Genomic DNA, 18,283 nt, shown 5'->3' with positions numbered 1-18,283 from the left:
CATCCCCCATGCCGCCGACGGACACCTCATGACCACCTTTGACGTGACGCTCTCCGACATCGAAGCTGCCCGCGATCGCATCGCCGGACGGGTCAGGCGCACTCCTGCCTACGAGAGTGCCGACATATCGGCCCGGCTCAGGCGGCGCAGCGCGGTGAAGATGGAAGCGCTGCAGCTTGCCGGCTCGTTCAAGGTCCGAGGCGTCTTCAATAAGGTGCTCACCCTGAGCGAGGACGAGCGCCGGCGCGGTCTCGTGACCGTGTCCGGCGGCAACCACGCCATTGCAGTGGCGAGAGTCGCCGGAACGCTCGGGCTCGACGCGCTCGTCCTGATGCCCAAGACGGCGGCCCGTTTCAACATCGATCTTACCACCAAGTTCGGCGCCCGCGTGGAGCTCTGCGAGGATGCCGCCGAAGCCTTCGCCAAGGCGGAGGACTACCAGCGCCAGGGCCGTCTCTTCGTCCATCCCTACGACGATCCCGCCATCATCGCGGGCCACGGCACCCTGGGCCTCGAGTTTCTCGACGACATACCCGATCTCACCCATGTGTTCGTGTCGATCGGTGGCGGTGGCTTCATGTCCGGCGTGGCAGCCGCCCTGAAAGCCAAGCGGCCGTCGCTGACCGTCTACGGCGTCGAGCCGACTGGCGCACCGACCATGACCGAGGCCCTCAAGGCCGATCAGCCGGTGACGATCCGCCCGACCTCAATCTCCCGGACCCTCGCCGCACCCTTCGCCACCCACCGGACCATGGCGGCCGCCAGGCTCTTTCTGCAGGAGATCCTGCTTGTCGAGGATCCACCGGTCATCGCCGATGTGAGCTGGCTGCTCCAGACGGAGAAGCTGCTCTGCGAGCCTGCCGCGGCCTGCGTCCTGACCGCCGCCGAGACGGTCGTTCCGTCCCTGCCGAGCGACAGCGTCGTCGGGCTCGTGCTCTGCGGCTCCAACTTGTCCCTGGACGATCTGGATGCGTGGCGCCGGCAGTCCCTGTAGGATGGCCTCGCGAGGGCCCTGAAGAGACCAGGACATGCCGGATCTGTCGACCTTTCTCACGTTCTATGCCGCTGTGCTGGCCCTGCAGCTGGCACCGGGCCCCGACATGGTTCTTCTCCTGAGCCGTGGAGTCGGACAGGGTCGGCGCATTGCCGTTCTGACCGCCATCGGCATGACCCTGCTCGCCGGTCTCGTTCAGCTGCCGCTCCTGGCTCTGGGCGTCACCTCCCTGATCCAGGCCTCGCCCCTCGCCTTCGAGCTTCTTCGATGGGCCGGCGCGGCCTACCTCGTGTGGCTCGGCGCCAAGCTTCTGATCGCCTCGTTCGGACCGCACCGCCTTGTCCGCACGGCTCCGAAGCCCGTGTCGGATCTCACAGCCCTGCGCCAAGGCATGATCAACAATCTGACCAACCCGAAGGCCATGGTGTTCATGCTGGCCTTCCTCCCCCAATTCGTCGACCCCGGCAGGGTATTGGCCGGTCACGGCGCAGCTGCTGTTCCTGGGCGGCGTGCAGAAAGTCTCAGGGTTCTTTGTCCTGGGAGCGGTCGCGGTCGGAACAGGAACGATCGGCGAGTGGCTGTCGGGACGGCCGGGCCTGATCGCCTGGCAGGAGCGATGCGCCGGTCTCGTCATGATCGGTCTCGGTCTGCGCCTTGCCCTGTCGGGAGATGCTTCAGCCATCCGCCGGTGAGCAGTCCCTTTAACCTTCCATTAGCCAAAGCCGAAAAGTCCGGCCTCTCCATGGAGCCTCGTGCGGCGGGAACCGTTCCTCCCGAAGATTGAGTTCTTCGAGGATAGGTTCCATGCAAGCCAGAGCGTTCAGCGTCGTCCTAATCGCCGGCCTCTGGATGGCCGCCGCTTCGCAGGCGGCCCAAGCCGCCAGCTTCGATTGCGCCAAGGCTCGAACGCCCGACGAGAAGGCGATCTGCGCCGACAGGGGGCTGAACGATCAGGATGTCGAGATGGCCGTGCTCTACACGCAGCTCAAGCCGCTTCTTGGTATGGGTGCGCGCGGTGATATGGAAGACGCGCAGGCGGCCTGGCTCAAGCGGCGGGAAGCCTGTGGCGAGGACCGGTCCTGCCTGAGCAAAGCGTACGAAGACCGGGTGCTGCAGCTGAGAAACGGCTTCGAGGCGCTCGCGAAGCGAGGTCCCTTCTGAAGCCACCGATAAAAAACCCCGCGCAAGGGCGGGGGTGTGCAGAGACACGGAGTGAAGCAGCCGCGGTGAAGGCGGCCGCCGAGAGCGCCGTGGCACTGGGGGCACCGTGGGACGCTCTCACGGGAATGTGTATCCCGGCTCGCGATGGCCACCTACTCTTCTTCGCGCGGATGGTTAACCTTTTGCCTCCTTCGCAATCGGGGTTCGCGGCAGACGTGTTTTCGCGCACACCTCTTTCATCGTGAAAATGCCACCTTGGCCGTGCTTCCCTTACGACACCCGAACGGAGTCGAACCATGCGCGCCATCCTCGCACTCCTTTGCCTGTTCTCGGGCCTGCCGGACGATGCGTCCGCGGACGGGTTCGAAGCGGCCCAGGAAAAGACCGAGAAATACCGGGCGCTCCTGTCCGAGCTCGCGTCGTCCGGAACGCCGGACGGCGAAAGCGTCACGGACCTGCCCGACGGTTTGCGGCAGGCTGTCGAAGCCTGGACCCGTCCCGGGTGCTAATCTGACGCGGTCGTCGGCTCCGGCTTGGTGGAGCTCCGAAGCGCGGCCGGACGCCCGGCGAAATCGACTTTCCGCGCCGCGCTCCATTTCAGGGGTTGCGCGAGCCGGCGTTAAAAGTTAGAGGAACCAAGCCTTTCGGCAGTCGGAGCGTAGCGCAGCCCGGTTAGCGCACTAGTCTGGGGGACTAGGGGTCGGAGGTTCAAATCCTCTCGCTCCGACCATTATTTTCTCGAACCTTCAAGCTTGATCGAGCCGGCCTCGCGGCCGGCTTTCTGCTGTCTGACCAAGGCGGGTTCTTCTTCCCTCGTTCGTTAAGGCGCAGCTGAAACAAAGCAGCATCGCTCGCGTTCGGCCTCTAACGGCGGCCCAGAGTCGAGCGCTTCTCCAGCGTGTCGCGGCCGAGCCGGGACCTTCAGCAGGAGTTAAAGATGGATCGTCGTACCCTTCTCGGCGGCCTTGCCGCCGCGCTCGTTGTCGCCCCAGCCCTGGCCCAGACCAGCGGCTCCTCGTCGTCGATGCCTTCAGGCTCTTCCGGATCCATGCCCATGAACCAGTCGGGCGGCCAGATGAGCCAAGCCGACATGCAGCACATGCAGCAGACCATGCAGCTCGGCATGGTGGCTCTGGAATCGAGCCGAGTCGCCATGAACAAGATCCGCAATGAAGATCTCAAGCGCTTTGCCAATTTCGAGATCCAGGAGCAGACCACGCTCTCGGAGGTGCTTCGCTCGATGATGGAACCGGCCGCGACCGCAGCGACGGGATCGGCAGGCGGCCAATCCACCACGGCCATGCCTCCCATGCAGATGGATGCATCGGCCGGGGACATGATGCAGAAGATGCAGAACCAGCAGGCGGGGGCCGAGTTCGACAAGATGTACCTGCAGGCTCAGCTTCAAGGCCATCGCGACCTGCTTCAGGTTCAGGAGCGCTACCTCCAATCGAACCCTCAGAATCGCGAGCATATGAACGTCGCCAAGCTGGCCCGCGGACAGATTCGCGAGCACATCGCCCTGCTCGAAGACATGCAGAAGGCGATGCGATAGACGTCGCCGTTCGCCGGGGGAACCTGCAAGAAAAAGCCCGCTCCAGCATTGGCCGGAGCGGGTTCAAGTCTCAGGAGCCTTCCTTGGAGGGATGCATTCAAACTTCAACCAGGTCCAAATGTTGCACCGGCTGGGGTGCGGCGTTCCAACCCACCCGCACCGCTCCGTGATCATGGGCCCGCGGAAGCCTGAACTTCTTCCGACCGGTGGCCGTTCTTATCGAGCCGCGGGAGCGAAGGATGGCGAAGTGACGGATATCAGGCCTGACTACAGGACAGCCCCACCACATCGGGACAGCCCAAGCGCTCCCCCCACGGAGCCGAACGTCCTGGCCTCTGTTCTCGAACGCAACATCGACGCCCTGCGCGATAAGCGCCATGAGGAGGAACGGAAGGCTGGGCTGCAGGAGCGTATCGCGGAAACGATCACCCGCTTTACCGGCAGCATGGCGTTCGTCTATGTGCACCTGATCCTGGTGGCGGGTTGGGTTGCGGCCAATCTCGGCCTGATCCCGGGCGTTCCCGCCTTCGATCCGACATTCGTGATCCTCGCGACTTTCGCATCCGTCGAGGCGATCTTCCTCTCCACCTTCGTGCTCATCAGCCAGAATCGTGCCGCCGCCGAGGCGGACCGGCGCTCGCAACTCGACCTCCAGACAAATCTGCTCTCCGAGCACGAGATCACGCGGCTGCTGACGCTGACCCGGGCGATCGCCGAACACCTCGGCATCAGCGAAGCTCGGGACCCGACCCTTCGCGAACTGGAACGGCACGTTGCGCCCGAGAAGGTTCTCGACAGGCTCACGGAAGAAGAGGATGGACGCTCGCCCTGAAAGCGCGGGCCAAGGAAGGATATCCGCTGGACGGGAGATGGTGGGCGGTGAGGGACTCGAACCCCCGACCTGCGGTGTGTAAAACCGAAGCTCTACCAACTGAGCTAACCGCCCGACCGGCCTGACATAAAAAGAGAAGGCCGACAACGCAAGCATTGTCGGCCTTCTTTCGCAAGCGAACACCGCTCAAAAAGCGATTACTTCGCGTTGACGGCATCCTTCAGGCCCGCGCCTGCGCGGAACTTCGGGGTCTTGGAAGCGGCAACCTTGACCTTCTCGCCGGTACGCGGGTTGCGCGCCTCGCCTGCAGCGCGGTTTGTCACGACGAACGTGCCGAACCCGACGATCTTGACCTCATCACCCTGCTTCAGGGCGCCGGTGATCGCCTCGATGGCGGCGTCGATCGCGTCACCAGCCTGGCCGCGCGAAAGGCCTACCTTGTCGGCGACGGCCGCAACGAGCTCGCCTTTATTCATAGTCATATCCTCCAGTGATCACGGCGGTCGCAAAAGAAATGGTCCACCGTTTCAGGGACACTCGTTTGGCGCAAAGCTTGTCCGTAAGCAAGCCCCGAAGTGGCTGAAAACAGCCGATTTTTTGCAGTCTTCCGCAAAAAAGAAGCCTCCGGACCGAGGTCCGGAGGCTTCTGTCGTTACGTAAATCGCCGAAAGTCAGTGGGCGATCACCCCGGCCGAGTCGTCTTCGACACCCGGCTTGTGGGCCTTGAGTTCAGCCGCCTCATCCCATTCGATCCGCTCCGGCACGCGCACGAGAGCATGCTGGAGGACCTGATCCATCATGGAGACCGGCACGATTTCCAGACCGTTCTTCACGCTGGCCGGAATGTCAGCCAGATCCTTGGCATTCTCCTCGGGGATCAGCACCTTCTTGATGCCGCCGCGCAGAGCCGCCAGGAGCTTCTCCTTGAGGCCGCCGATGGGCAGCACCCTGCCCCGCAGCGTGACTTCGCCGGTCATGGCGATGTCGCGGCGCACCGGAATTCCGGTGATCACCGACACAATGGCGGTTGCCATCGCGATACCGGCCGAGGGTCCATCCTTGGGCGTCGCGCCTTCCGGCACGTGCACGTGGATGTCCCGGCGGTCGAACAGGGGCGGCTCGACGCCGAAATCGAGGGCGCGGGAGCGGACATAGGACGCCGCAGCCGAGATCGATTCCTTCATGACGTCGCGGAGGTTGCCCGTGACGGTCATCTTGCCCTTGCCCGGCATCATGATGCCTTCGATGGTGAGCAGCTCGCCGCCAACCTCCGTCCAGGCCAGACCCGTGACAGCACCGACCATGTCCTCCGTCTCGGCCTCGCCGTAGCGGTAGCGCGGCGGTCCGAGGAACTCGGGCAGGTTGTCGACCGTGACCTCGACCGCCTTGACCTTGGAGATCAGGATCTCCTTCACGGCCTTGCGGACTAGGTTGGCGATCTCACGCTCGAGGTTACGCACGCCTGCCTCGCGGGTGTAGCGGCGGATCAGCATGAGGAGAGCCTCATCGCCGATCTTCCACTCCTTCTCCGCCAGACCGTGCTTCTGCATGGCCGAGGGGATCAGGTGGGTGCGGGCGATCTCGGCCTTCTCCTCCTCGGTGTAACCCGCGATGCGGATCACTTCCATGCGGTCGAGGAGCGGAGCCGGGATGTTGAGCGTGTTGGCCGTCGTCACGAACATCACGTTGGAAAGGTCGTAATCGACTTCCAGATAATGGTCGTTGAAGGTCGAGTTCTGCTCAGGGTCGAGGACCTCGAGCAGGGCCGCCGACGGATCGCCGCGGAAGTCCATGCCCATCTTGTCGATCTCGTCGAGCAGGATGAGCGGATTGGACGTCTTGGCCTTGCGCATCGACTGGATGATCTTGCCGGGCATCGAGCCGATATAGGTCCGCCGGTGACCGCGGATCTCCGACTCGTCGCGAACGCCGCCGAGCGACATGCGCACGAACTCGCGGCCCGTAGCCTTGGCGATCGACTTGCCGAGCGAGGTCTTACCCACGCCGGGAGGACCGACGAGGCAGAGGATCGGGCCCGTGAGCTTGTTGGCGCGCTGCTGCACGGCCAGGTACTCGACGATGCGCTCCTTGACCTTATCGAGGCCGTAGTGATCCGCATCGAGCAGATCCTGGGCGGCCTTGAGGTCCTTCTTCATCTTCGAGCGGCGGTTCCACGGAATCCCGAGCAGCCAGTCGAGATAGTTGCGCACGACGGTGGCTTCCGCCGACATGGGCGACATCTGGCGCAGCTTCTTCAGCTCGCCCATCGCCTTCTCGCGGGCTTCCTTCGTGAACTTGGTCTTCTCGATCTTCTCCTCGAGCTCGGCCAACTCGTCGCGACCTTCGTCGTCGCCAAGCTCCTTCTGGATCGCCTTCATCTGCTCGTTGAGGTAGTACTCGCGTTGCGTCTTCTCCATCTGACGCTTCACGCGGGTCCGGATCCTCTTCTCGACCTGGAGAACGGAGATCTCGCTCTCCATCATGCCGAGCACCTTCTCCAGGCGCTGGGCCACGGTGGCGGTCTCGAGAATTGCCTGCTTGTCGGCGATCTTGATGGCCAGGTGAGACGCAATGGTGTCGGCGAGCTTGGCGGGCTCATCGATCTGGGTCACGGCGGTCACGACCTCAGGCGACACCTTCTTGTTGAGCTTCACATAGTTCTCGAACTCGGACACGACCGACCGGGCGAGCGCCTCGGCCTCGACCTGGTCGCCGAGGGAGTCCGGAAGCGCCTCGGCTTCGGCCTCGTAGAATTCATCCGTGCGGGTATAGGCCTTGACCTGGGCCCGGCTCGCGCCTTCGACCAGCACCTTCACGGTGCCGTCGGGCAGCTTCAGCAGTTGCAGGACGTTGGCTAGGGTTCCGACCTTGTAGATCGCGTCCGTTGACGGATCGTCATCCGTCGCATCGATCTGGGTGGCCAGAAGAATGTGACGGTCCCCCTTGACCACTTCCTCAAGCGCGCGGATCGACTTTTCACGGCCGACAAAGAGCGGCACGATCATGTGTGGAAAGACAACAATGTCGCGCAGAGGCAGAACCGCATAGGTTCCGGTCGAGCCTGGAACGACAGGCTGACGTGGCTTCGATTGTGTCATGAGACGGTATCCTTTTCACTGCGTCCGGGAATCCCCTCGGATGAGCTGGATTTCGGACGGATAACCGGAATGCTCAGGCTTTTGTTATGGGCTGCATCCGGTACGCCGGGCTCCCCCTCGCAACATGAGCGGACAGCGCCGACGCAAGAGATGATGTGGCGTTGCGGGCCTCCTGTTTCAAGAAGATTGCCCGCAATGCATCTGTTCATGGGAAGGTCCCCGGTGGCCCTCAAGCGCTGGCGCTGGCGGCCTGCTCGTTCCGCTCGCCGTGAATGAAGAGCGGCTTGGCCTTGCCCTCCACGACCTCGGGACCGATCACCACCTGTTCCACGGAATCGAGACCCGGCAGGTCGTACATGGTCTCCAGCAGAATGCCCTCCATGATGGAGCGCAGGCCGCGGGCGCCCGTCTTCCGCTCGATCGCCTTCTTGGCGATAAGCGTGAGGGCCTCATCCTGGAACGTCAGCTGAACGTTCTCCATCTCGAAGAGGCGCTGGTACTGCTTGACCAGGGCGTTCTTCGGCTCCTGCAGAATGGTCTTCAGGGCGTCGACATCGAGATCCTCGAGGGTCGCCAGGACAGGCAGCCGGCCGACGAACTCGGGAATGAGGCCGAACTTCAACAGATCCTCGGGCTCTACGGAGCGGAAGATCTCGCCGGTGCGCCGGTCGTCAGGAGAGCTGACCGAGGCGCCGAAGCCGATCGACGTGCCCTTGCCACGGCCGGAAATGATCCGCTCCAGGCCCGCGAAAGCGCCACCGCAGATGAACAGGATGTTCGTGGTATCCACCTGCAGGAATTCCTGCTGCGGGTGCTTGCGGCCGCCCTGCGGAGGCACGGAGGCGACGGTGCCTTCCATGATCTTGAGGAGAGCCTGCTGCACGCCCTCGCCGGAGACGTCGCGGGTGATCGAGGGGTTGTCCGACTTGCGGGAGATCTTGTCGATCTCGTCGATATAGACGATGCCCCGCTGCGCCCGCTCGACATTGTAGTCGGAGGCCTGGAGGAGCTTAAGGATGATGTTCTCCACGTCCTCGCCGACATAACCGGCCTCGGTCAGGGTCGTCGCATCCGCCATCGTGAAGGGCACATCCAGGATCCGGGCCAGGGTCTGGGCGAGCAGGGTCTTGCCCGAGCCGGTCGGTCCGATCAGCAGGATGTTCGACTTGGCCAGCTCCACGTCGTTGTGCTTCGTCGCGTGGGCGAGGCGCTTGTAATGGTTATGGACCGCCACCGAGAGCACCTTCTTGGCGTGCTCCTGGCCGATCACGTAGTCATCCAGAACGCGGCTGATTTCCTTCGGGGTCGGGACCCCGTCGCGGGACTTCACGAGAGACGATTTCGACTCCTCGCGGATGATGTCCATGCACAGCTCGACGCATTCATCGCAGATGAAAACCGTCGGGCCAGCGATCAGCTTGCGAACCTCATGCTGGCTCTTGCCGCAGAAGGAGCAGTACAGCGTACTCTTGGAGTCGTTGCCGCCAGCCTTGGTCATTATCACATCTCCAATCCGTACCGGGACAGCCCCTGCCGGCCCAGCACCATTAATTTATGAGCGACGGAGCTAACAAAATGTTCCGTCGCTAAGAATTGAACGCTCAAATCGCCCAGCCTTCCCGAATCCACATGCAATCACGGGGAGAGCCCGTGATCAATAGAAACGGGGTTACTCGGCAAAAAGACGCACCCAGGGGAATTTTGTCCCCAGGTTTTAAGGATTACGCCGGGGTGGCGACCGGCTCCGGACGCTTCTCGATCACCTGGTCGATGAGGCCGAACTCCCGAGCCGCCTCGGCGGTCATGAAGTTGTCGCGCTCGAGAGCCCGCTCGATCTCTTCGTAGTTGCGGCCGGTATGGCCCACGTAGATCTCGTTCAGGCGGCGCTTCAGGGCCTCGCTCTCGCGGGCGTGGATCATGATGTCCGTGACCTGGCCCTGATAGCCGCCGGACGGCTGGTGGACCATGATGCGGGCGTTCGGGAGGGCGAAACGCATGCCCTTCTCGCCGGCGGTCAGCAGCAGGGAGCCCATGGAGGCCGCCTGGCCGACGCACAGGGTTGAAACCGGGCAGCGGATGAACTGCATCGTGTCGTAGATCGACAGGCCCGAAGTCACGACGCCACCGGGGGAGTTGATGTAGAAGGAGATTTCCTTCTTGGGGTTCTCGGCCTCAAGGAACAGAAGCTGCGCCACGATCAGCGAGGCCGAGTAGTCTTCGACGGGACCCGTGAGGAAGATAATCCGTTCGCGCAGAAGGCGCGAATAGATGTCGAACGCACGCTCGCCGCGGTTCGACTGCTCAACCACCATCGGGACGAGCGTATTGTTAAAGAGCGCTACCGGATCTCTCATTGTCTCACTGCTCCAATTCGGCCGCGCGGGTGCGCGGCCGTGCAATTCATGCAAGCAACGAGACGCTTAACGGAGCGTTACTCGCCCTTGCCGGCTTTCTCTCCGTCCTCATCCTCGTCGCTGAACAGCGCATCCTTGGAGACGGTCTCTTCGTCCACCTTCACCTGGGACAGGATCTGGTCGACGACCTTCTCCTCGAACAGAGGAGCCCGGATTTCAGCGAGGGCCTGCGGGTTCTTCTGGTAGAACTCCCAAACCTGCCGCTCCTGGCCGGGGTACTGGCGGACCCGCTCGATGAGGGCCTGGGTCACCTCGTCGTCGGAGATCTTGATATCGGACTTCTCACCGATCTGTGCAAGGACCAAGCCGAGACGAACGCGACGCTCGGCGATCTTGCGGTACTCCGCCTTGGCGTCGTCCTCGGTGGTGTCCTCATCCTCGAAGGTGCGGTTGTTCGACTTCATGTCGCCGACGACCTGGGACCAAACGGCTGCGAATTCCTGCTCCACCAAGGTCGGGGGCAGCTCGAAGCTGTACTTGGCGTCGAGGGAGTCGAGCAGGTCCTTCTTCACCTTGCGGCGGGACTGCGTGTCGAAATCGCGCTTGATGGCATCGCGGATCGCGTCCTTGAGCTTGTCAAGGGAATCCATGCCGAAGCCCTTGGCCATCTCGTCGTCGATCTGCAGCGCGCCGGGAGCCTCGACTTCCTTCACAGTCACGTCGAACTCGGCGTCCTTGCCGGCCAGATGGGCCGCCATATAGTTCACCGGGAAGGTGACCTTCACGAGCTTCGTGTCGCCGGCCTTCAGGCCGAGGAGCTGATCCTCGAAACCGGGGATGAAGGTGTTCGAACCGAGCTCGACCCGGATGTCCTCACCCTTGCCGCCCTCGAACTCGGTGCCGTCGATGCGGCCCACGAAGTCCACCACGACCCGGTCGCCGTCGGCCGCCGCGCCGTCCTTCGGCTCGAAGCTGCGGTTCTGCTTGGCCATGCGCTCCAGCGATTCGGTGATCTCGGCGTCGGTTACCTCGGCCACCGGCTTCTTGACCGTCACGTCGGAAAGATCGGCCAGCTCGAACACGGGCAGCACCTCAAGGGCGACGGTGAAAGCCAGGTCTCCCTTGGCCTCCATGGCCTTCTCGACCTCTTCCTGGCTCTCGGGGAACTGGATCTGCGGCTCGTTGGCGAGCTTCAGGCCGTTGTCTTCGACGATCTTGCGGTTGGCCTCGTTGACGGCGTTCTGCAGCACGTCCGCCATGACGGAGCGGCCATAGACCTTACGAAGATGCCCCACCGGCACCTTGCCGGGACGGAAACCGTTGATCCGCACGCGATCCTTGAGGGTGGTCAATTCGCTGTTCAGGCGCTCTTCCAACTCGGTGGCCGGGAGCACGACCTTGAACTCTCGCTTCAAGCCTTGGGACAGTGTTTCCGTCACCTGCATGGTACTATTCGCCTTCATCCACTCGAAAATCTGAAATCCAGGTTCCGGCCGATGCGGCGTCATGCCGTCAACCAGGCCACTCGCTGCCTCCGGAACCCAATCCTGACGGGACTGGTGCGGGCGGAGGGACTCGAACCCCCACAACTTTCGTCGCTGGAACCTAAATCCAGTGCGTCTACCAATTCCGCCACGCCCGCGCGGGAGCAGCGCGCGAGGCGCACCCCTCTTCCGGGACGCGGCTCTATAGCATGGTTGACGAAGTGTGCATCAAAAAAGTTCGTGTGCGGCCAATTGGCAACCAAACTTGGCCGTTCACGTTCAAAACTGTACCGATGTTCCCGTTCCCAACCGTCCGGATGAGACAGCCTCATGATCACACGCCGCGCCGTCACCGCCGGTCTCGCCACGACCCTGTTCGCCGTCTCGCGGCAGGGCGGGGCTCAGGGGTCGGACGGCTCCGAACGGGTTCTGACGGCCAAGCCAACGCTGATGAAGCTCCGCCCTGACGCGACAGCGGCCGATGTCTGGACTTTCAACGGGAGCTTGAGCCCCGTTGTGCGGCTCAAGCTGGGCGAGGAACTCCGCCTGAGGCTTGAGAACGGGACGTCCCTTCCTCTCTCGCTCCACTTTCACGGCATCCGGGGGCCGAACGCCTCCGACGGGGTCGGTGGTCTGACTCAGGAGCCGGTCGCCACCGGCGGGAACCATGAATACCGCTTCGCCCCGCCCGACGCCGGCACCTTCCTGATCCGCCCCTGCGTTCTCGGCGGCAGCGCCGAACCCACGGAGCGCGGCCTCTCGGGCCTGCTGATCGTGGAAGAACCCGATCCGCCTCAGGTGGACCGGGATATTGCCCTTCTGGTCGACGACTGGCGCCTCGAGGATGACGGCTCGCTCGCGTCTTTCGAGAAGCCCGTGGAGGCGGCCCCGGCGGGACGGCTCGGCAGTTGGCTCAGCGTCAACGGCGCATCGACCCCGCAGCGTGTCGAGGTGCCGCCCGGAGGCCGCCTGCGCCTGAGGCTCGCCAATGCGTGCAATGCCCGGGCCATGCGCCTGCGCTTCGACGGAATGAAGGCCTACGTGATCGCCATCGACGGGCAGCCGACCAGCACGTTCGAGCCCCTGCGCGCCTCCCTGCCCTTCGCTTCGGGTACCCGCTACGACCTTCTCGTCGATCTAGGGCAAGACGCCGGATCGACCGGAACCGTCACGGCCCTGATCGGCGACGGCATGCCTCTCGTTGAAATCGTGACCAGCGGGGAAAGGCGACCTGATCTACCCGCAATCGCGCCGCTGCCCACCAATCCGAAGCTTCCGGACTCGATCAGGCTTCAGAGCGCCACCCGCAAGGACGTGGTGATCAAGGGCGATCCCAAGGCTCGCGATGCCCCTTGGACGATCAACGGCTTGGCTGGACGTGCAGCCGGCCCGCCGCTGGTCAAGGTGAAGCGGGGCACTCCGGTGGTTCTGGCCGTGACCAATCAGACATCTTTCGCCCAGCCCTTGCACCTGCACGGGCATGCCTTCCGGCTCCTCCATCCCCTCGATGACGGCTGGGAGCCCTATTGGCTCGACACCACGCAGGTGCCGGAGAACAGGACGGTCCGGATCGCCTTCGTGGCGGACAATCCGGGCAAATGGCTCCTCGCCTCCACGGTCCTCGAACGGTTCGATGCAGGCCTGTGGACCTGGATCGAAGTCACCTGAGGAGGTCCCGCAGCACGCCGGGCACCAATTCCGCGAGGTCTTCCGAGATCAGCCCGGGACCGAAGCGTGCTCCGGCTTCGGCGTGGATCCAGGCTCCCGCGCAGGCGGCCTCGAAGGCCGGCAGGCTCTGCGCCATCAGTCCGGCGATGAGACCGCAGAGGGTATCGCCCGATCCGGCGGTCGCCAGGTAGGGCGTGCCGTTCTCGTTGATGGCCGCCCGGCCGTCGGGGGACGCCACCACGGTATCGGCGCCTTTCAGCAGCACCACCGCTCCGGTGTAAGTTGCCGCACGCCGGGCCCGCTCGATTTTCGATTCAGGATCAAGGATATCCGGGTGATCCTTGAACATCCGGTTGAACTCGCCGTCATGGGGCGTCAGGACTGTCGGAGCATGGCGGAACGCCCCGTGGAGCTCCGACGCCAGGCCTTCAAAGGACGTGAGAGCGTCGGCGTCCAGGACGAGGCTCCGCCTGGCGTGGACGGCGACCGCCACCATGGCGCGCGTATTGGCATGGACCCCCAGGGCCGGCCCCAGGACGAGCGCGTTGAGGCGCGGATCCTGGAGAATCGCGTGCAATCCCTCGGGCCCGTCGCAGCCCTTCAGCATGATGGCCGTCAGATGGGCCGCGGTGACCCCGATCGCCTCCGGCGGCGACGCCACAGTGACCAAGCCTGACCCAATTCTGAGAGCTGCGCGGGCCGCCAGCCGGGCGGCGCCCGTGCGGGTGGCCCCACCTGAAGCGACCAGGGTGTGGCCGCGCTCGTATTTGTGGGAGGACAACCCGGGCTTCGGCAGCGTCGGAAGCCAGAGAGCCGGATCATTCCCGAAGAGACGCCCCCCCATGGCCGAGAGGATCTCGCGTCCGATGCCGATATCGGCGACCTCGATGGATCCGCTGAACGCACGTCCGGGCATCAGGAGATGGCACGGCTTTCGGGCCGCGAAGGTGATTGTTCTCCCAGCCTTGACCGCGATGCCCCGGACCGTACCTGTCTCGCCGTCAATACCTGACGGGAGGTCGACCGCCAGGATCGGCCGGCCCGAACCGTTCATCCGGTCGACGGCGTGCCGGGCCGCACCGTCCAGGTCTCGGGACAGGCCTGTGCCGAACAGGGCGTCGATGACGAGATCCGCCTCGTGGAACGCAGCGTCCTCGACCCGCTGGGCTTGCCCCTTCCAGTCGCGCGCGACGAGTGCCGAATCCCCGGTCAGCCGGTCCGGCTCTCCCAGCAAGGAAAGGCTCACCCGATAGCCTCGCTCGGCCAGAACGGTCGCCGCCACGAAGCCATCGCCCCCGTTCTGGCCCGGACCCGCCACAACGAGGATCGTGCCTCCGCGGGAGACTATTTTTTCGGCAGAATCGGCCACCGCGCGGCCCGCCCGCCGCATGAGCTCGACCCCAGGAATGCCGCTTGCCACGGCTTCCAGGTCAGCCTTCTTCATTTCGGTGGGGGTCAGGATGAGTTCAGGGGCTGTCATGGACGCAAAAAGAACCCGTTTTCGAGGATTTGGCGAGGTTTTTCGCAACTGCACAAACTTTGATCATAATATGCTCATCAACTCGGCAGATTGACCCGCTTTGAATCGACGACCGCATGGAAGGCGCCTCTGGCTGGTGCTAAAAGCGGCAAAACCTCGAACGAGAACGGTTGACCGGGATGAAGAAGATCGAAGCCATCATCAAGCCCTTCAAGCTCGATGAAGTCAAAGAAGCTCTCCAGGAGGTCGGCCTCCAGGGCATTACCGTCATCGAGGCAAAAGGTTTCGGCCGGCAGAAGGGCCACACGGAGCTTTACCGCGGCGCGGAATACGTCGTGGACTTCCTGCCGAAGGTGAAGCTCGAAATCGTCCTGAACGACGAGATGGCCGAAAGCGCCATCGAGGCCATCCGCAAGGCAGCCCAGACCGGGCGCATCGGCGACGGCAAGATTTTCGTTTCGACGGTCGAAGAGGCCGTTCGCATCCGCACGGGCGAGACCGGATCCGACGCGATCTAAGCTCGCTTTCCCAAGCCAAGGCCGTTGGGCCGAGGACAATCTCTAAGGGCAGAAGAGGACCAGACGATCATGCAGACCGCCAAGGATGTGCTCAAGGCGATCAAAGATAACGACGTCCAATACGTCGACTTCCGTTTCACGGACCCGCGCGGCAAGTGGCAGCATGTGACCTTCGACGTCTCGATGGTCGACGAAGACATGTTCGCGGACGGCATCATGTTCGACGGCTCGTCCATCGCCGGCTGGAAGGCGATCAACGAATCCGACATGACCCTCATGCCCGATCCGACGACCGCCCAGATGGACCCGTTCTTCTCGGCGTCCACCATGACGATCAACTGCGACATTCTCGAGCCGGCGACCGGCGAGCCCTACAACCGTGATCCGCGCGGCATCGCCAAGAAGGCCGAGGCTTACCTTCAGTCCACCGGGATCGCCGATACGGTCTATGTCGGCCCCGAGGCCGAGTTCTTCGTGTTCGATGACGTGAAGTTCATGGCCGATCCCTACAACACCGGATTCAAGCTCGATTCCTCCGAGCTGCCGATCAACGGCGACACCCCCTACGAGGGTGGAAACCTGGGCCACCGCATCCAGACCAAGGGCGGCTACTTCCCGGTTCCCCCGCTGGATTCTGCCCAAGACATGCGCGGCGAGATGCTGGCCGCCATGAAGGCCATGGGCGTGACGGTCGAGAAGCACCACCATGAGGTGGCGTCCGCCCAGCACGAGCTCGGCACGAAGTTCAACACCCTCGTCCGCACGGCCGACGAGATGCAGATCTACAAGTACTGCATCCACAACGTGGCCCAGTCCTACGGCAAGACGGCCACCTTCATGCCGAAGCCGGTCTATGGCGACAACGGCTCGGGCATGCACGTGCACCAGTCCCTGTGGAAGGGCGGCAAGCCCCTCTTCGCCGGCAACAAGTATGCCGACCTGAGCCAGGAATGCCTCTGGTACATCGGCGGCATCATCAAGCACGCCAAGGCTCTGAACGCCTTCACCAACCCGTCGACGAACTCCTACAAGCGTCTCGTCCCGGGCTACGAGGCTCCGGTGCTGCTGGCTTACTCGGCCCGGAACCGCTCGGCCTCCTGCCGCATTCCGTGGACGACCTCGCCCAAGGCCAAGCGCGTGGAGGTCCGCTTCCCCGATCCGACCGCCAATCCGTATCTCGCCTTCGCGGCGCTGCTGATGGCCGGCCTCGACGGCATCCTGAACAAGATCGATCCCGGCCAGGCAATGGACAAGGATCTCTACGACCTGCCGCCGCGCGAGCTGAAGAAGATCCCGACCGTCTGCGGATCGCTCCGCGAGGCCCTCGCCAGCCTCGACAAGGACCGCGCGTTCCTGAAGGCCGGCGGCGTCTTCAACGACGACTTCATCGACAGCTACATCGAGCTGAAGATGACGGAGGTCGCCCGCTTCGAGATGACCCCGCACCCGGTCGAGTTCCAGATGTACTACTCCGTCTAACGGACGAGGACTTTCCTCCCGGCTGCTCTGACGGCAGCCTTCCTTCGCCGGAGCCCTCGGGCTCCGGCTTTTTTGTGGTCGGACGCTCCGTGTTTCCGGGTTCAGAAGCTCTGACCCGCGCTCCAGCCGGACACCCATTGGCGTCTCAGTTCGTCGCCTCTGCCCTTGAAGAATGCATCGGCCTCGAGAGCATTCTCCACACGATCCGCCCGAAAGTGGCGCAAGTCCCGGCGCAGTTCGCACCAGGCGACGATGTTGACGGTCTCCGGGTAGTAGATGAGCGCAATCGGCCAAATGGTCCGCTCGGTCCGACGCCCCTGCTCGTCGCGATAGGCAAGTTCGATCTTTCGCTCCTCGCGAATCGCCAGCCTCACAGCGGAAAGCTCGACGCCTGACGGAGCAGGCGCCACGCTGCCCCAGGCGTGCAGGGTGTTGGCGAAAAGAGCTTGGCGCAGCGGCGGGGGAACGGCCGCCGCGATCTTCCGCCCGGCCCGCTTCGCCGATTGGTTGAGGGCAACATCTCCCGTGCGCTCCAGGAGTGCCAGTGCCAGCACGATGGCTTCGGTCTCCTCGATAGAGAACATGAGCGGAGGCAGGTCGAATCCGGAGCGCAGGACGTATCCGATGCCACGCCCGCCTTGGACGGGGACCTGCATGGCCTGTAGGGCGGCAATGTCGCGATAGATCGACCGCGGTGCGACGCCCAGGCTCTGCGCAATCCGGACTGCCGTCACCGGCTCCTTGGCAAGACGAAGAATCTGGATGATTTCGAAGATTCGGGCCGCCTTCCGCATCCGACATTTTGCTTCCAACTGACAGGACGCTGTCAATATCGAAAGGCCACGCCCCTCATCATCACTCTGGAAATCAAGGACAATCGGCCAATCCGACCTTCGAGGGGCGACGCGCAACTGACATGTCTTATGGTGCAAATCTTTGGCTGTTCCTCACCCTTCTCTTCGGCATCATCATCGTTCCGGGCATGGACATGCTGTTCGTTCTCGCCAATGCCTTGACGGGGGGACGCAGGGCCGGGCTGGCGGCGACGGCCGGAATCATGGCGGGCGGTGCCGCTCATACGGTCTTCGGCGCCATCGGGGTGAGCTTGATGTCGACGATGCCGCCGCAGGTCGTCGCCACGCTCCTCTATGCGGGTGCCGCCTATATGATGTGGATCGGGATGACGCTGCTCCGAAACTCAATCGCGATCGAGACTGTCGAAGGGGCGAGAGCCCGCCCCCTTCGGGTCGCCTTCCGGCAAGGAGCCCTGACCTGCCTTCTCAATCCCAAAGCTTACATTTTCATCCTGGCCGTCTACCCGCAGTTTCTGCTCCCGGCCTACGGCCCGATCTACGGACAGGCCGTGATTATGGGAGTGATGACCGTGCTGATGCAGCTCGCGGTCTATGGCGGACTTGCTGTCGCGGCGGGCCGAGCCCGCAACCTTCTCGTGTCGCACCCGCGCATCACGGGCCTGATCGGTCGGGGCGCCGGAGCGTTGTTCATTGTCGTTGCCGTCGCGACGGCGCTGAGGTGAGAGCGCGCACGGCCGCGAGGTCGGCCCGGGCCGAGTTCCCGATCAGGTCTCCAAAAAACAACAAGGCCCGGGGAGACCCGGGCCTTGTGTGTCTCCGGGGAGACGGTTCTTAGTAGGTGCCGA

Annotated in this window: 17 protein-coding genes and 3 tRNA genes; 11 read left to right on the top strand and 9 right to left on the bottom strand. The window is 63.6% G+C overall.

Annotated features, from left to right (window positions below; translation table 11 throughout):
• Nucleotides 1–28 precede the first annotated feature (28 nt).
• From KBI52_RS14835 to KBI52_RS14805, 7 genes are all read left to right on the top strand, one after another.
• Nucleotides 29–994, top strand: a complete 966-nt coding sequence (locus KBI52_RS14835; protein WP_210808406.1) for a threonine/serine dehydratase — start codon at nt 29–31, stop codon at nt 992–994.
• 34 nt (nt 995–1,028) lie between these two features.
• Entirely contained in the window at nt 1,029–1,778 is a 750-nt protein-coding gene (locus tag KBI52_RS14830; protein ID WP_315974861.1) for a LysE family translocator, read from the top strand.
• A gap of 20 nt (nt 1,779–1,798) precedes the next feature.
• Nucleotides 1,799–2,155, top strand: coding sequence for a lysozyme inhibitor LprI family protein (locus tag KBI52_RS14825; RefSeq protein WP_173946495.1), 357 nt, complete (start codon nt 1,799–1,801; stop codon nt 2,153–2,155).
• 296 nt (nt 2,156–2,451) lie between these two features.
• Nucleotides 2,452–2,664, top strand: coding sequence for a hypothetical protein (locus KBI52_RS14820; protein WP_210808404.1), 213 nt, complete (start codon nt 2,452–2,454; stop codon nt 2,662–2,664).
• A 143-nt stretch (nt 2,665–2,807) separates the two neighbouring features.
• Nucleotides 2,808–2,885 (top strand) — tRNA-Pro (locus tag KBI52_RS14815).
• 207 nt (nt 2,886–3,092) lie between these two features.
• Nucleotides 3,093–3,710 (top strand): DUF4142 domain-containing protein, encoded by a 618-nt coding sequence (locus tag KBI52_RS14810; RefSeq protein ID WP_210808402.1) that lies wholly within the window; start codon nt 3,093–3,095, stop codon nt 3,708–3,710.
• A gap of 256 nt (nt 3,711–3,966) precedes the next feature.
• Nucleotides 3,967–4,542, top strand: a complete 576-nt coding sequence (locus tag KBI52_RS14805; RefSeq protein ID WP_259060715.1) for a DUF1003 domain-containing protein — start codon at nt 3,967–3,969, stop codon at nt 4,540–4,542.
• Nucleotides 4,543–4,580: 38 nt separating this feature from the next.
• Here KBI52_RS14805 and KBI52_RS14800 read toward each other — a convergent pair.
• The 7 genes from KBI52_RS14800 to KBI52_RS14770 all read right to left on the bottom strand — a co-directional run bounded on the left by KBI52_RS14800 (nt 4,581) and on the right by KBI52_RS14770 (nt 11,636).
• A tRNA-Val gene (locus KBI52_RS14800) sits at nt 4,581–4,656 on the bottom strand.
• Between the two features lie 83 nt (nt 4,657–4,739).
• Nucleotides 4,740–5,018: an HU family DNA-binding protein gene (locus KBI52_RS14795; RefSeq protein WP_173946491.1), complete on the bottom strand. Its 279-nt coding sequence runs from the start codon at nt 5,016–5,018 to the stop codon at nt 4,740–4,742.
• A gap of 195 nt (nt 5,019–5,213) precedes the next feature.
• Entirely contained in the window at nt 5,214–7,640 is a 2,427-nt protein-coding gene (gene lon / locus KBI52_RS14790; RefSeq protein ID WP_173946490.1) for an endopeptidase La, read from the bottom strand.
• 229 nt (nt 7,641–7,869) lie between these two features.
• A complete protein-coding gene (clpX, locus tag KBI52_RS14785; protein ID WP_173946489.1) occupies nt 7,870–9,138 on the bottom strand; it encodes an ATP-dependent Clp protease ATP-binding subunit ClpX in 1,269 nt (422 codons plus the stop codon).
• Between the two features lie 223 nt (nt 9,139–9,361).
• Complete coding sequence (locus KBI52_RS14780; protein ID WP_173946488.1) at nt 9,362–9,994, bottom strand: ATP-dependent Clp protease proteolytic subunit; 633 nt, start codon at nt 9,992–9,994, stop codon at nt 9,362–9,364.
• A 77-nt stretch (nt 9,995–10,071) separates the two neighbouring features.
• A complete protein-coding gene (gene tig / locus KBI52_RS14775; protein WP_173946520.1) occupies nt 10,072–11,439 on the bottom strand; it encodes a trigger factor in 1,368 nt (455 codons plus the stop codon).
• Nucleotides 11,440–11,551: 112 nt separating this feature from the next.
• A tRNA-Leu gene (locus tag KBI52_RS14770) sits at nt 11,552–11,636 on the bottom strand.
• 172 nt (nt 11,637–11,808) lie between these two features.
• Here KBI52_RS14770 and KBI52_RS14765 point away from each other — a divergent pair.
• On the top strand, nt 11,809–13,146 hold the full coding sequence (locus KBI52_RS14765; RefSeq protein WP_210808400.1) for a multicopper oxidase family protein: 1,338 nt from the start codon (nt 11,809–11,811) through the stop codon (nt 13,144–13,146).
• Here KBI52_RS14765 and KBI52_RS14760 read toward each other — a convergent pair.
• Entirely contained in the window at nt 13,139–14,626 is a 1,488-nt protein-coding gene (locus KBI52_RS14760) for an NAD(P)H-hydrate dehydratase (RefSeq protein ID WP_210808398.1), read from the bottom strand. The two genes, KBI52_RS14765 and KBI52_RS14760, sit on opposite strands and share 8 nt — an antisense overlap.
• Before the next feature lie 179 nt (nt 14,627–14,805).
• On the opposite strand from KBI52_RS14760, the gene KBI52_RS14755 reads away from it, so the two are divergent.
• Together KBI52_RS14755 and glnA are read left to right on the top strand one after the other, a co-directional pair.
• The gene (locus tag KBI52_RS14755) at nt 14,806–15,144 is read left to right on the top strand and encodes a P-II family nitrogen regulator (RefSeq protein ID WP_036360409.1); all 339 of its coding nucleotides are present in this window, start codon (nt 14,806–14,808) and stop codon (nt 15,142–15,144) included.
• A gap of 69 nt (nt 15,145–15,213) precedes the next feature.
• Nucleotides 15,214–16,623 (top strand): type I glutamate--ammonia ligase, encoded by a 1,410-nt coding sequence (glnA, locus tag KBI52_RS14750; RefSeq protein WP_173946485.1) that lies wholly within the window; start codon nt 15,214–15,216, stop codon nt 16,621–16,623.
• A 101-nt stretch (nt 16,624–16,724) separates the two neighbouring features.
• Here the strand turns inward: glnA and KBI52_RS14745 are convergent, their stop codons facing one another.
• A complete protein-coding gene (locus tag KBI52_RS14745) occupies nt 16,725–17,417 on the bottom strand; it encodes a YafY family protein (protein WP_210808396.1) in 693 nt (230 codons plus the stop codon).
• Nucleotides 17,418–17,539: 122 nt separating this feature from the next.
• Here KBI52_RS14745 and KBI52_RS14740 point away from each other — a divergent pair, with 122 nt between their 5' ends.
• Entirely contained in the window at nt 17,540–18,160 is a 621-nt protein-coding gene (locus KBI52_RS14740; RefSeq protein ID WP_210808393.1) for a LysE family translocator, read from the top strand.
• Nucleotides 18,161–18,283 lie beyond the last annotated feature (123 nt).

The sequence above is a fragment of the Microvirga sp. HBU67558 genome, from assembly GCF_018069605.1.
GTDB classification, from domain to species: Bacteria; Pseudomonadota; Alphaproteobacteria; order Rhizobiales; family Beijerinckiaceae; genus Microvirga; species Microvirga terrae.
This window is presented reverse-complemented; position numbering and strand designations above follow the sequence as displayed.

Coding starts and splice junctions, on each gene's coding strand:
- KBI52_RS14835 (WP_210808406.1), top strand. CDS start 29: ATGACCACCTTTGACGTGACGCTCTCCGACATCGAAGCTGCCCGCGAT.
- KBI52_RS14830 (WP_315974861.1), top strand. CDS start 1,029: ATGCCGGATCTGTCGACCTTTCTCACGTTCTATGCCGCTGTGCTGGCC.
- KBI52_RS14825 (WP_173946495.1), top strand. CDS start 1,799: ATGCAAGCCAGAGCGTTCAGCGTCGTCCTAATCGCCGGCCTCTGGATG.
- KBI52_RS14820 (WP_210808404.1), top strand. CDS start 2,452: ATGCGCGCCATCCTCGCACTCCTTTGCCTGTTCTCGGGCCTGCCGGAC.
- KBI52_RS14810 (WP_210808402.1), top strand. CDS start 3,093: ATGGATCGTCGTACCCTTCTCGGCGGCCTTGCCGCCGCGCTCGTTGTC.
- KBI52_RS14795 (WP_173946491.1), bottom strand. CDS start 5,018: ATGAATAAAGGCGAGCTCGTTGCGGCCGTCGCCGACAAGGTAGGCCTT.
- lon (WP_173946490.1), bottom strand. CDS start 7,640: ATGACACAATCGAAGCCACGTCAGCCTGTCGTTCCAGGCTCGACCGGA.
- clpX (WP_173946489.1), bottom strand. CDS start 9,138: ATGACCAAGGCTGGCGGCAACGACTCCAAGAGTACGCTGTACTGCTCC.
- KBI52_RS14780 (WP_173946488.1), bottom strand. CDS start 9,994: ATGAGAGATCCGGTAGCGCTCTTTAACAATACGCTCGTCCCGATGGTG.
- tig (WP_173946520.1), bottom strand. CDS start 11,439: ATGCAGGTGACGGAAACACTGTCCCAAGGCTTGAAGCGAGAGTTCAAG.
- KBI52_RS14765 (WP_210808400.1), top strand. CDS start 11,809: ATGATCACACGCCGCGCCGTCACCGCCGGTCTCGCCACGACCCTGTTC.
- KBI52_RS14760 (WP_210808398.1), bottom strand. CDS start 14,626: ATGACAGCCCCTGAACTCATCCTGACCCCCACCGAAATGAAGAAGGCT.
- KBI52_RS14755 (WP_036360409.1), top strand. CDS start 14,806: ATGAAGAAGATCGAAGCCATCATCAAGCCCTTCAAGCTCGATGAAGTC.
- glnA (WP_173946485.1), top strand. CDS start 15,214: ATGCAGACCGCCAAGGATGTGCTCAAGGCGATCAAAGATAACGACGTC.
- KBI52_RS14745 (WP_210808396.1), bottom strand. CDS start 17,417: ATGCGGAAGGCGGCCCGAATCTTCGAAATCATCCAGATTCTTCGTCTT.
- KBI52_RS14740 (WP_210808393.1), top strand. CDS start 17,540: ATGTCTTATGGTGCAAATCTTTGGCTGTTCCTCACCCTTCTCTTCGGC.